The sequence below is a fragment of the Virgibacillus sp. LDC1 genome (genome assembly GCF_025792345.1).
Classification (GTDB): Bacteria; Bacillota; Bacilli; order Paenibacillales; family Paenibacillaceae; genus Paenibacillus_AQ; species Paenibacillus_AQ lautus.
This window is the reverse complement of the sequence record NZ_JAOXLZ010000001.1, coordinates 455,801-468,281: the sequence shown is the minus strand read 5'-3', so window position 1 is coordinate 468,281 and position 12,481 is coordinate 455,801. Positions and strand designations below refer to the sequence as shown.

Below are 12,481 nucleotides of genomic sequence, written 5' to 3'. Positions count from 1 at the left end.
GTTTAATCACAGGAACAGTTGATTTCCTTATTAAACGTTGACAATATTTCTTGAGAACTTGGCATCTCATTCAACACCGCTTGGATATATGGCTTATCCTCAACATGCAAAGAATAATAAACCCATTGGCCTCTTCTGGCTTCATTTACGATCCCTTGAGACTTAAGCTTTCTTAAGTGCTGGCTGATTGCAGGCTGTGACATGTCAAAAATATCAACAAACTCGCAAACGCACCATTCTCTTTCCTTAAGGAGCGTCAACATGGTAAGCCTTGTTTTATCCCCAAGCAATTTGAGTTTCTCGGCTATTTCGTTCATATGCTCCAATAAGATTCATCCCTTTCCTCTGATAAAATGAGATTAATGAATCCATAACCATATAATTTAATGCTTATATATTAATGGAAAGTGTGCCTGATTTCAAGTGCGCAGATTCTTCCTCCAAAAATCTCTCACTATCCAGCGCGGCCATGCATCCTGTGCCTGCAGCGGTAATTGCCTGACGGTACTTCGGATCCTGTACGTCTCCGCAAGCGAATACGCCAGGAATGTTCGTTTCGGTCGTTCCAGGCTTCACCCGAATATATCCGGCTGGATCCGTATCGATCTGTCCTTTCAAAAATGCAGTATTGGGCATATGACCCGTCGCGATAAAAATTCCGTCGGTCTCCATTATTTCTTCGTTTCCGGTTTTCATATCCTTGACGCGCAGACCGGTAACTCCGCGATCATCGGCGATAATTTCAGTGGATTCTTTACTAAGGGCCCAGCTAATTTTAGGGTTTTGTCTAGCGCGTTCCTGCATGATCTTTGAAGCACGCAGTTCATCCCGCCGATGAACGACCGTTACCTTCGAAGCGAACTTCGTGAGGAAATTTGCTTCTTCCATGGCGGAATCTCCCCCGCCCACGACCAGCACTTCTTTATTACGGAAAAAGAAGCCGTCACATGTCGCGCAAGTGCTTACGCCGCGGCCGATATTCTCTTTTTCGCCTGGTATGCCACCGAGTAAATTTGCAGATGCACCCGTCGAGAGAATAATCGTATCCGCTTGTAATTGACCCAGCCCATCAACCGACACTCGAAACGGACGGGATGAAAAATCCACTTCATTCACCCAGCCATTCCTAAACTCAGCACCGAATCGAATCGCTTGTTTTCTCATATTATCCATGAGCTCCGGACCCATGATTCCATCAATGAATCCAGGGAAATTTTCAACTTCTGTAGTTAATGTCAATTGGCCACCCGGCTGCGGTCCTTCAATAACAAGCGGACTCAGGTTAGCTCTGGCTAAATAAATGGCAGCGGTCAAACCTGCTGGACCCGTTCCTATAATGATTGACTTATACATGTCGCTCACTCCTCTGTTTCATTTATCCGGGAGAACCAGATCTTGATTCCCCCTTGATATAAATTAATTGCAGCCCGAAGTAGATGAGGCAGCGGGCATGCAGCAATCATTGGCATTCGGCGCACTGTTAATACCGCATACGCCGGTCTCCGGCAGCTCTAATTCAACTTTTAACGCGGATTCTAAATCGCCATCCAGATATGCAGCAATGGATCTAACCTGTTCGTAGCCCGTCGCCATAAGGAAGGTAGGTGCTCGGCCATAACTCTTCATCCCAACGAGATAGAAATTCTTATCTAAATGACGCAGCTCTTTTTCGCCATGGGGTCTTACCGTTCCGCAGCTGTGTACATTGGGATCGATAAGGGGCGCAAGCGCTTCAACACTCTCCGTAGCAGGATCAATGCTAAGTCTGATCTCGCTCAGGAATGAAAAATCAGGTCGGCTCCCTGTATTTACGATAATTTCATCGATTCCTTGTATTTCCTTGCCTTCACCGTTTGCAGTCGCCTTGATGTTCATTCTTCCATCGTGTTTGGAAAGCCCCTCGATCAAGAACGGAGTGACCACTTGGATTTGGCCGGCATCAATCAACTGGTGAATGTGGCTTCCAAGTGCCCCTCGTGCCTCTAACTGATCATTCTCTTCACCGCCGTAAGCTTCATCCACAGATTTCTTTCTCATCACCCAAATAATCTCAGTGGTCGGATTCGTTTCTTTGAGCTTGGCTAAATCCAGTAAAGTGTTGATCGCAGAGTGCCCGCCTCCTACAACTGCAACACGTTTCCCGGCGTACTTCTGCCTTTGTTCGGATGATAAATCCGGAATCCCGTAATAAATATGGTCCTTCAAATCACGCTCTTCACGTGTCCATATCCCGTCTGCATTTAGCGGATTCGAATGTCCCCAGGTTCCGGAGGCATCGATTACTGCCCTGGCTTCAAGGCGTTCGGTATTGCCGTTTCGTTCAACATAAAGTACAAACGACGCAGCTGCGCGATTAGCGGATTTCATTTTATCAGCATTTTTCTTCGATATGGACACCACTTTAGCATTCAACATGATGTAGGGCTCCAGTTCAGGGAGTTGCGCTAAGGGCCTCAAATACTGATTCACAATCTCTTGACCGAAAGGCAATTCCGTTAATACAGGAGGCTGCCATCCTTGTTTACGCAAAAGTCGCTCCGCAGCTTTATCGATGTTGTACTGCCATGGTGAAAAAAGACGCACATGTCCCCATTGCAGGATGTTTTGACCTATGCTGGGTCCGGCTTCAAAAAGAATGAATGGTTGCCCTCTTTCGGCCAAATGAGCTGCTGCAGCCAAGCCGATAGGACCGGCACCAATAATCGCGACAGGCAGGTTACGGTTGTCCGGAACATATTCCTCCTTCACTGTTTCCTTGGTGTTTAACGGTACTCGGGGTGTACAACAAGAAGATGAGGCTACCTTGAATTCAATGTTTTTCATATTGAAATCCTCCTTATGTTTTCAATCCATCAATTTTTTTTGATGTATTGGTTAAAAAAATTATGTTTTTGTACTCGGATAGAAAACGCAGCATAGCTTTTCGGATAATAGTCCTTTGATTTCTTCATCGTTTAATTCGTAGTAATTCCATTTTCCGATGCGTTCCATCAATATAATATTTGCATCCAGCAACATTTTCAGATGGTACGACAGTTTCGATTGAGGCAGTTCCAGCATGTCGGTAAGGTCGCATACACATACTTTACCTCGTTGATTTAATTCATAAATGATTCTGAGCCGATTCTTATCGGATAATGCTTTGAATTTCTGTTCATACAGGCTTAATACGTCTTCATGTATTGTAGAGACCTTCATGTTGTCACCTCTTTACTTCCCATCAAATAATTTTGATGTGCTCATTGTAGCAAGCCATCCGCGACACGTCAAGCATCAATTTTTTTTGATTTGTTTAGGAGTGTTTGCAGAATGACACTCAGATATACGATAGAACTGACTGCAGCGATACAACGTTAAATTACTTGCATATTGCAAATATATGTTGTATAACAATCAGAGGTGATATTCCAGACCAAGCCATGGCTAAATCCAGTACATGCTGCAGCCCATTATCCCAATAACTTTTGGCTGAGCTGTCATTCATTTAAAGAGAAAGGTGAGGAACCCGCCGCTGATGAACCCAATTACGATTAAAACAGCCCACACGAACGACGTGAAACGAATATTGCGTATTTATAATCAAGGAATTGAAGATCGCATTGCTACCCTGGAAGTAGAGACAAAAGATATTACATATATGCATCATTGGTTCCAACAACATGCGGAGCGTTACGCTGTCATTGTCGCTGAAAGCGCAGGCGAGGTGGTCGGTTGGGCTTCCCTCAACCCTTATTCTCAGCGCTGCGCCTATGATGGTGTTGCCGACCTATCCATATATATCGATCGGGCATTCCGAAGCAAAGGAATTGGAAGCATGCTGCTTCATCGCCTTGAGACGATTGCAAAGGAAAATGGTTTTTATAAAATCGTGCTGTTCACCTTTCCATTCAATCAAGGCGGGCAGGGTTTATATCATAAACTCGGGTACCGTGATGTTGGTGTTTTTCAAGACCACGGCATCTTGGATGGTAAGTTCGTGGACGTAACAATTATGGAGAAGTTATTAAATAATGTTCTCTCATAAATATACTTTAACCCGGTAATCAAGGGATTGGCCGCTTGTACTATTACGCCGATAATCCTGCCGCGATCGTCCGGTTACGTCCTTCGTCCTTCGCCCGGTATAAAGCCATATCCGCTGCCTGGAATACATCCTCGCGGTTCCCGCCATGTTCAGGATACAAGGAGACGCCGATCGATACGGTAAGCGTTAGGGAATACGGCGTTTGGGAAATCAGGATCGCGTTGCGTATCCGCTCAGCCATACGGTAGGCCTCTTCCATACTATGCTTGCGAAGAAGAATGACAAACTCCTCTCCGCCAAAACGGGAGCAGACCGCACCCGCAGGAACGCAACCGCTCATGACCGCCGCCACCAGCTTCAGGACTTGGTCGCCGGTTTGGTGGCCATAGGTATCGTTTACGTTTTTAAAATGGTCAATGTCCAGCATTAAAACGGCATACGGATCCCCAAGCGAATCCCACGAATCAAGGCAGCGTTCCAGTTCTCTGCGATTGGTCAGCCCTGTCAGTGGATCCGTGCTGGCTTCCTGCTGCAACGAATAGGCCTGCTTGGCCAGCGTTTCGGCAGCGGCCCCCATAATCTGGTTTAATTGATCAGCTTCCCGATTCCAATGCGGCTGGAATTCTTCAGAGGACACCGTTTGACCGGCTGCTATCGATTTTGTTAACTTATACAGCTGGGTAAATGGCGCGGCAATTCTTGTAGCCATATATGCGGCGATGACCAGCATGATCATGATCGGAAGGAGCATACTTCTTAGCTGATCCTGCAGGTTGCGATTGACATCGTCCAGAATGGAACTTACCGATGTCTGCATGACAATCCCCCAACCATTCATCGAAACGCTGGCGTAACCCGTCAAGTAATCGTTACCTTGCGTATTCATGACACGTTGCATACCGCTCTCGCCATCCATGAGCCGCTGCACCACGACGTTAGAACTTACATCCTCCCCCACCCGGCTTTTATCCAGATGATAGAGCAGCTTCCCGCCGGAATCGACGATGTAGGAGTAGGAGTCCTTTTCATTTCCCGCGCCAGATCCGAAAATCCGATGCAATATGTTATTTTCTTCTAAGTAGATCGTGCCGGCAATCATCCCATGATACTTGCCGGAGCTGTCGAAAATCGGCTCGCTCGCAAGAATCATCCAGCGTCCGGTCGGGCTTCTATAAGGTGCCGATATGTAGGACTTTCTCTCATTTAGCGCCTTAGTGGTCCCTTCCGTTATTAATCGGGCCGGATTCAAATGATTCCCCTCAGGAGAAACCACTCGAATGGTACCCGCTTGATCGGCCCAAAATACGGAGTTGAAGTAAAGGCTGCTCTGAAGCATAAGATCAAAAATGACCTGCAGCTCCTTCTCATCGGATGCCGCACTGGCCTCTATTGCCGGGTTGTTGGCAGAGGCACGAAGGCTTTGGCGCATCCCTGATAAAAGCGCTTCAATGGTAACCGCCATTTTTTGTGCGGAGGATAAATTAAGCGACATGGTATTGTTATATAGAGATCGTTTCTCATTTTTATACTGAATATAGATCATAATCGACATCGTCATGAGAATGGATAATGAAACCAGCGCAGGCATGACCATGGCTAGACTGATTTTAATGCGTTTTTTAGGTATGTTCATGGCGGCTGCACTCCTACTCTTGATGAAACCTATTGCCGGATTATTATACGATCTTTACATATTACTTCACAAACCTTTTGACGTCCATATATGGAATAAGCGTTTTCCGTGGAAGTCTCCAATTTGTAATCCATGCATTGTATTTATCGCTTTATAGCAAACATATGTTCGTTATATAATATAGAGGGGCAACACCCATTCATACTCTTTTTGATAAAGGACGTGATCTCGCTTTGAACGACAATATACATACTGAAGCAAACATGCAAAAAAACACAAGCCCTGGTCGGCTTCTGCAATCGCTGCTCTGGAACCGACACGATCTGCCCTCTCTGGAGCATGGCCGGCTCTATCAACATCATGACGGATTCACGCTCACCGGAATGATCGTAGCCGAACTGGAAGGCCGTCAGCTCCACTGCTCCTACGAGGTTGGAACCACCAGCAGCTGGCAGACCCGGAAAGTCCGGATTACTCTCTCAAGCGGCACGGAAGAACAGTCTCTTCACCTGGAGCGGGATGATGAAGGCTGCTGGTGGAACGGCGATACCGAGCTCACCGCCTTTGCCGGCATGAACGATATTGATCTTGGCATTACCCCGTCCACCAACACGCTGCCGATCCGGCGCTTGGGACTGAAGCCTGGGGAGAGCGCGTCCATGACCGCAGTCTGGATTCAGTTCCCGAGTTTAACCATCGCCCCCCTTGCCCAACAGTATACGCGTACGGGTGAGTATGCCTACCGTTATGAGAGTAACTATGGAGCCTACCAAGCGGATCTGGAGGTTGACGAGCACGGCCTCGTTACGAGGTACGCGGACGTATGGAGCCGTGCTCGCTAAAGCTCGGTGCATCCACGGCCGGCTGATGAGAAGGTATATCCTCTTAACCGGTCGAAAACAACAACCCGGAACCATTGCACTATCTCCTCTTCCGTTACAAATAATCCTCACACTTATACGTTTATCGGCATGCCAAAAATCCCCTGCCGGGTCTGCTCAGACCTTGCAGGGGATTTCCATGCGCCTAGTACTCCCTGAATCAATGCGGGACAAAGACAAGCTGCAGCACGAACAGCACGGCAAAAATATACATCAGCGGGTGAACCGCCTTCCACTTGCCCTTCACGATTTTCATCAGCGGGTATGAAATAAAACCGAGGGCGATCCCGGTCGCGATGCTGGACGTAAGCGGCATGGTCAAAATGACGAGAAACGCGGGGAACGCTTCATCAAAATCATTCCACCGGATGTGCTGAACATTGCTCAGCATCAGGCAGCCCACTACGATAAGCGAAGGGGCTGTAATGGCGGACAATCCGGCAACCGCGCCGATCAGCGGACTGAAGAAGGCGGCAACAACGAACAACGCGGCAACGACGACCGCCGTCAACCCTGTCCGACCGCCTGCGCCGACGCCGGCTGCAGATTCCACATAGGCGGTGGTCGGGCTTGTACCGACCATGGATCCGGCCACGGTTGCCACCGAATCGGAGAACATGGCGCGTTCTGCACGAGGCAGCTTGTTATCCTTCATCAGCCCCGCCTGCTCCGCCACACCAACGACCGTGCCTGTGGTATCGAACAGCGTCACCAGGAGGAACGAGAACACAACGGCATAAAGTCCATGCCTGATCACATCGGAGGCAGCGGTAATCGGGTTCCATACCAGAATGCCTTCCGGCAGCGTAGGAACCGACATAATCCCGCTCGTAAAGGACAGCATATCGGCAAAATAAGCAATAATCCCGGTAATAATCATACCGATAAACAAAGCACCCTTTACATCGCGGGACAGCAGCACAAGCGTAACCGCCAATCCCACCAAGGCGAGCACAACCGATGGCTGGTGCAGATCACCGAGCGCTACCAGATTGTCCGGATGCGCTGTAATGATGCCGCTCATCCGCAGACCGATAAAAGCAATAAACAGGCCGATTCCGACCGTGATCGCATGCTTCAAATTCGACGGGATCATCTCAATCAACCTACGCCGCAGGGAAGTCATCGACAATACCAAAAACAGAATACCGGCTATAAAAACAGCCGAGAAAGCCTCAATATACCCAAGTCCGGCATGTCCTTGAACAACGGAATAGGTGAAGTAGGCATTCAAGCCCATCCCCGGCGCCACTGCGATCGGGTAGCGGGCTACGAGCCCCATCAGCAGTGTACCAATCACAGCGGCAATAATCGTTGCCGTGAAGCTCTGCTCAAAAGGTACACCCGCTTGCGACAGAATCAGCGGATTCACAACGGTCACATACGCCATCGTGAAAAACGTCGTGGCCCCGGCAACAACTTCTGTCTTCACCGAGGTACCATTAGCTTTTAAATCAAACACAATATATCCTCCATTCATGTTGCTTGGCCTGGCTTTGTGCTAGACCCTTTTGGTAAGTTATGCAATATTTGATATACTCAAAAACAAATGTACTGTACATCTCTACGTAGCCATTTCGTTCTGAACTCGATAAAAAGTCTTAATTAGTCGCTATATTCAAAATCTTAAGCGAGAGCAAATGACAGGAGGTTTGAATCCATGTGCGGACGCTTTACACTCACGGTCACTTGGGAAGAATTAATGACACGGTATCTCATCGATCCCGAATCGGTATCTCCCTTTCACATTCCCCGGTACAACATCGCTCCTACGCAGATGGTCACGGCGATTATCAACGACGGCAGCGCCAACCGGATCGGTCAGCTGCAATGGGGGCTTGTCCCATCCTGGGCCAAGGATCCCTCAGCCGGAGCCAAAATGATCAATGCGCGCAGCGAAACGCTGGAAGATAAGCCTGCATTTAGGATGCCCTTTTATCGGAAAAGATGCCTGATACCTGCAGACGGTTTTTACGAATGGCAAAAAAACGGCAATGGCAAGCAGCCTTTTCGCATCGGCTTGAGGAACGGGGAAATATTCAGCATGGCAGGTCTGTACGATACCTGGATCACCCCAAGCGGAGATAAACTCAGCACCTGCACCGTCATTACAACCGCACCCAATCGACTCATGGAACCGATCCATAACCGGATGCCGGTCATTCTGAGCCCCGCAGACGAAGCACTATGGCTTGAACGGCAGACATCTTCCCAAACCAATGAAAGCAGCCCTTCCCTTTTGCAAACCCTCAAAGAGCTTTTGAGGCCTTACCCCGCGGAGGAAATGCAGGCCGTACCGGTTAGCACAACCGTAAATTCCGTTAAAAATGACACGGAAGCTTGCATCCGTTCCATTACGGACAGCTAAATACTACGGAAAGATTGGGGGGGCCTCTTCAACTTCCGCACTTTTTCTTAGCTCCCCGGTTCCTCTGCTATCGGGTAGACCACAAATCAAGGGACTTCTTTTATAAAAGTCCGCCAGGAACGTTTCATCCCTGCACATGCCAAATCAAAAGCCCCTGCTCATAAGGAGAAAACACTCCCGAGAGGGGCTTCTTCTATGCAAAGTAAAACCTTGATGTCATCCAATTGTTATCGAAACATCCCCCACAGCTTGATCAAATGGAAGGTGTTGTTCGGATCGATGCGCTGTGCAAGGACGAATTGAACCATTTGCTGCTCCTGCGCGGAGCTCAGCTTTTCATTCATGATGCCGCTGGCCGTCCGGATCAATTGATGTACTTTTGCGCTATTTTGAAGATCTGCCTTGGTCAACCCCTGAGTCAGCCCTTTGATTCTTTCCTTGACTGCCGGGTTTTTCATTTTCAGCTTGATTCGCTCCACCAGCTGCGGACTAATCCCGTACTGCTGATAACTCAATGTTGAAGCACCTCCAGTCATAAATGCTGCTACCCTTTTTGAGTATATGACGAAGGTCTGTCCATTGTGCTAACAGATTCATGTCATTAATCCATGATATCGCCCTGGAAGATCTTTTCCTGCTGCAAAAAGTCGCGCAGCGGCTCATATTCCGGCGACGTCCAGAAAGAACTGTCGCTAACGAGAGCTGCCGCGTCTCCCCGGGCCTCTTCGACCACTTTGAAATCCGCGACCATGTCGGCCAGCCGGAACTCCGGCAGTCCGCTCTGCTTCGTACCGAAAAAGTCGCCCGGTCCCCGTAGCTCCAAATCCCTCCGGGATACCTCGAAGCCGTCCTCGGTTTCCGTCATGACCTGCATCCGCTCCTGGCCCACTTCCGATTTTGGATCAGCCACAAGGACGCAGTAGGATGCATGCTGCCCACGGCCTACACGGCCCCGAAGCTGGTGAAGCTGGGACAGACCGAAGCGATCGGCATCCATAATGATCATCAACGTTGCGTTCGGCACGTCAACGCCAACCTCAACAACCGTCGTAGAAATCAGCAGCTGGACCTCATTGCTGTAGAATTGGCGCATGACCTCATCCTTCTCGGCAGGCGTCATACGACCGTGCAGAAGTCCGACAGCATACGTGGGAAAGGCCTGCTGCATCTGGACATGCAGGTCAATCGCATTCTGAACGTCCAGCTTATCCGATTCTTCAATCAAAGGAGCAATCAAATAGGCCTGACGACCTTGATTTACTTCCCGGGAAATAAATCCAAGCACACGGTCCATGAGTTCATGTTTGACCCAATAGGTCGTAATGGGAATACGACCTTTCGGACGCTCCGACAGCGTGGATACATCCATATCCCCAAAGGCGGTAATCGCCAGCGTTCGTGGAATCGGCGTTGCCGTCATCGTGAGCACATCCGGGTTATAGCCTTTACGGCGGAGTACGCTTCGCTGGTTCACGCCAAAACGGTGCTGTTCGTCCGTCACGACGAGTCCCAGCTCCCGGAAGTACACATCATCCTGGATGAGGGCATGGGTGCCCACGACAACATCCGTCAGCCCCATCTGTAAGGAAGCCAGCAGGTCTTTACGCTTCTTCCCCGTTACACTGCCTGTCAACAGGCCAACGGTAATGCCGAAGGGCTCAAACAGCTTCTGCAGCGAACGCATATGCTGTTCGGCAAGAATCTCCGTTGGCACCATCAAGGCCCCTTGAAAGCCTGAGCGCACCGTTGTAAACAGAGCGATGGCGGCAACAATCGTTTTTCCCGAGCCGACATCCCCTTGAAGCAAGCGGTTCATGCAGTAAGGGGAGCGCATATCATGCAAAATCTCCAGCTCCACCTTCTTCTGCGCATCGGTAAGCTCAAACGGGAAGCTGCGCACGAACTCCCGGATCGTTGCATTGTCAGCCGTATGTACAACACCGTCCATCCGTCCCCGGTTCAGCGCCCGGAACGCCTGCATTTTCAACTGGAACAAGAAGAGCTCCTCATACACCATCCGGCGCCGCCCTTCCTGGCCTTCCCGGGAGTCGACAGGCTGATGGATCGTCATGATCGCCGCTTTACGAGGCATCAGATCATATTTTCGGAGCAGAGATTGCGGCAAAATTTCGGGAATCATTTCCCCGTATTGCTCCAAAGCCTGTCCCATCGTTTTTCGGATCCAGGATTGCGTGATCTTCCCGCCGATGGAATACACCGGCTGCAGCGTTCCGCTGCGGAAGGCTCCCTTATCCGGGAACTCGGACTCGGACACCGTAAGCTGCATTCTGCGCTGATCCCACTTGCCCGTCAGCACGATCTCCCGGCCGGCCGTAAGCTGGTCCTTCAGAAAATGCCGATTGAACCAGGTTGCGGTGAACATCCAGTTTTCGGCCAGCATTTTGCAGGTGAGACGGGATTTGCGCCCGTAGCGCTGCAGTACCGGCACGCTGGCTATCTTAGCTTGTATGGTGATTTTGTCCCCGTCCTTGACTTCGCTTAATGACCGTAGCCGGTAATCCTCATACCGGAAGGGGTAATACTCCAAAAGATCCTTGACCGTAGAGACGCCAAAGGCGTGAAGCTCCCCCTCTTTCAGGGCGCTCACGCCGTTGATCTGTCTGACGGATATTTGATCGAGTTTGAGACTCATATCATCTACCTCACTTAAGCAGGCCATATATATGCTGCAATGGTTCCCGGACCAACGTGCGTACCGATAACCGGACCGATCTCGGAGAACACCGTTTCCTCGATCGTAAACACAGCGGACAGCTGCTGCAGAAAATCCTCAACCTGAGCAGGGTCAGCTGTATGACCCACAGCCACTTTAATATTTTTCACACCGGATAGATCCTGTTGAAACAGTTCAATGATTTTGGCCGTCGCTTTCTTACGACCGCGGACCTTGTCTACCGGAAAGATAATCCCTTCGCCATCAATGGACAGGATTGGCTTAATGTTAAGCAGTGTACCAAGCACGGCTGAAGCCTTGCCGATCCGTCCGCCCTTCTGCAAGTACTCCAGTGTGTCTACCAGGAAGTAGAGGCGGCGCTTAGAGCGAAGGTCCTCAAGCGACGAAATAATATCTGGAACAGCGGCTCCTTCTTGTGCGAGCTTCGCTGCATGAACCACGAATAGTCCGAAACCGTAAGAGGCCGATTTGGAATCCCATACGGTGATATCCGCTTCTCCTTCGATAAGAGAGGTGGCAAGCAATGCGGACTGATACGTTCCGCTCAAGCCGGATGAGATGTGAATGGACATAATGGAGCAGCCGGGGTGCTGTTCCAGAATGGACTCATACACAGCTACAAAATCTGCGGGTGAAGGCTGGGAGGTCGTCGGAAGCTGGGGTGACTGCACCAGCTTTTTGTAGAACTCTCCCGGCGTGATTTCGACTCCGTCCAAATACGTATCTTCCCCGAACATAAGTCTCAGCGGCACAATATGAATGTTGTGTTGCTTCGCCAGGTCTGCCGGAATATCCGCTGTGCTGTCTGTCACAATAACGGTCTTATTCACCGGAACCCCTCCTAATATACCTTGCATAATGTCAAAGCGTTATAAGAAAA

12 protein-coding genes are annotated in these 12,481 nt (G+C 49.5%); 3 read left to right on the top strand and 9 right to left on the bottom strand.

From position 1 onward, the window contains the following. Positions 1 to 2 precede the first annotated feature (2 nt). The 4 genes from OHJ21_RS02155 to OHJ21_RS02140 all read right to left on the bottom strand — a co-directional run bounded on the left by OHJ21_RS02155 (position 3) and on the right by OHJ21_RS02140 (position 3,198). Positions 3 to 326, bottom strand: coding sequence for an ArsR/SmtB family transcription factor (locus OHJ21_RS02155; protein WP_100536119.1), 324 nt, complete (start codon positions 324 to 326; stop codon positions 3 to 5). A 64-nt stretch (positions 327 to 390) separates the two neighbouring features. Continuing rightward, complete coding sequence (gene trxB / locus OHJ21_RS02150; RefSeq protein ID WP_486019246.1) at positions 391 to 1,353, bottom strand: thioredoxin-disulfide reductase; 963 nt, start codon at positions 1,351 to 1,353, stop codon at positions 391 to 393. A gap of 63 nt (positions 1,354 to 1,416) precedes the next feature. Further along, on the bottom strand, positions 1,417 to 2,823 hold the full coding sequence (locus tag OHJ21_RS02145; RefSeq protein ID WP_486019245.1) for an NAD(P)-binding domain-containing protein: 1,407 nt from the start codon (positions 2,821 to 2,823) through the stop codon (positions 1,417 to 1,419). Positions 2,824 to 2,883: 60 nt separating this feature from the next. Further along, entirely contained in the window at positions 2,884 to 3,198 is a 315-nt protein-coding gene (locus OHJ21_RS02140) for an ArsR/SmtB family transcription factor (RefSeq protein ID WP_394057044.1), read from the bottom strand. Between the two features lie 316 nt (positions 3,199 to 3,514). Between OHJ21_RS02140 and OHJ21_RS02135 the strand changes: the two genes are divergently transcribed. Beyond that, the gene (locus OHJ21_RS02135; RefSeq protein WP_394057046.1) at positions 3,515 to 4,024 is read left to right on the top strand and encodes an arsinothricin resistance N-acetyltransferase ArsN1 family A; all 510 of its coding nucleotides are present in this window, start codon (positions 3,515 to 3,517) and stop codon (positions 4,022 to 4,024) included. 43 nt (positions 4,025 to 4,067) lie between these two features. On the opposite strand, the gene OHJ21_RS02130 is transcribed toward OHJ21_RS02135, so the two are convergent. Then, positions 4,068 to 5,657 carry a sensor domain-containing diguanylate cyclase gene (locus OHJ21_RS02130; RefSeq protein ID WP_100536114.1) on the bottom strand — a complete coding sequence of 530 codons (1,590 nt, stop codon included), beginning with the start codon at positions 5,655 to 5,657 and terminating at the stop codon, positions 4,068 to 4,070. Between the two features lie 263 nt (positions 5,658 to 5,920). On the opposite strand from OHJ21_RS02130, the gene OHJ21_RS02125 reads away from it, so the two are divergent. Continuing rightward, positions 5,921 to 6,499 carry a putative glycolipid-binding domain-containing protein gene (locus OHJ21_RS02125; RefSeq protein WP_486019244.1) on the top strand — a complete coding sequence of 193 codons (579 nt, stop codon included), beginning with the start codon at positions 5,921 to 5,923 and terminating at the stop codon, positions 6,497 to 6,499. Between the two features lie 199 nt (positions 6,500 to 6,698). On the opposite strand, the gene OHJ21_RS02120 is transcribed toward OHJ21_RS02125, so the two are convergent. Beyond that, positions 6,699 to 8,000 (bottom strand): NCS2 family permease, encoded by a 1,302-nt coding sequence (locus tag OHJ21_RS02120; protein ID WP_326112348.1) that lies wholly within the window; start codon positions 7,998 to 8,000, stop codon positions 6,699 to 6,701. A 198-nt stretch (positions 8,001 to 8,198) separates the two neighbouring features. Here OHJ21_RS02120 and OHJ21_RS02115 point away from each other — a divergent pair, with 198 nt between their 5' ends. Next, the gene (locus OHJ21_RS02115; protein WP_127591847.1) at positions 8,199 to 8,906 is read left to right on the top strand and encodes an SOS response-associated peptidase; all 708 of its coding nucleotides are present in this window, start codon (positions 8,199 to 8,201) and stop codon (positions 8,904 to 8,906) included. A gap of 227 nt (positions 8,907 to 9,133) precedes the next feature. On the opposite strand, the gene OHJ21_RS02110 is transcribed toward OHJ21_RS02115, so the two are convergent. The 3 genes from OHJ21_RS02110 to OHJ21_RS02100 all read right to left on the bottom strand — a co-directional run bounded on the left by OHJ21_RS02110 (position 9,134) and on the right by OHJ21_RS02100 (position 12,431). Further along, the gene (locus OHJ21_RS02110) at positions 9,134 to 9,421 is read right to left on the bottom strand and encodes a stage VI sporulation protein F (RefSeq protein ID WP_100536111.1); all 288 of its coding nucleotides are present in this window, start codon (positions 9,419 to 9,421) and stop codon (positions 9,134 to 9,136) included. Positions 9,422 to 9,507: 86 nt separating this feature from the next. After that, positions 9,508 to 11,559 carry an ATP-dependent DNA helicase RecG gene (gene recG / locus OHJ21_RS02105; protein ID WP_100536110.1) on the bottom strand — a complete coding sequence of 684 codons (2,052 nt, stop codon included), beginning with the start codon at positions 11,557 to 11,559 and terminating at the stop codon, positions 9,508 to 9,510. A 14-nt stretch (positions 11,560 to 11,573) separates the two neighbouring features. Then, complete coding sequence (locus OHJ21_RS02100; RefSeq protein ID WP_100536109.1) at positions 11,574 to 12,431, bottom strand: DegV family protein; 858 nt, start codon at positions 12,429 to 12,431, stop codon at positions 11,574 to 11,576. Positions 12,432 to 12,481: the final 50 nt, after the last annotated feature.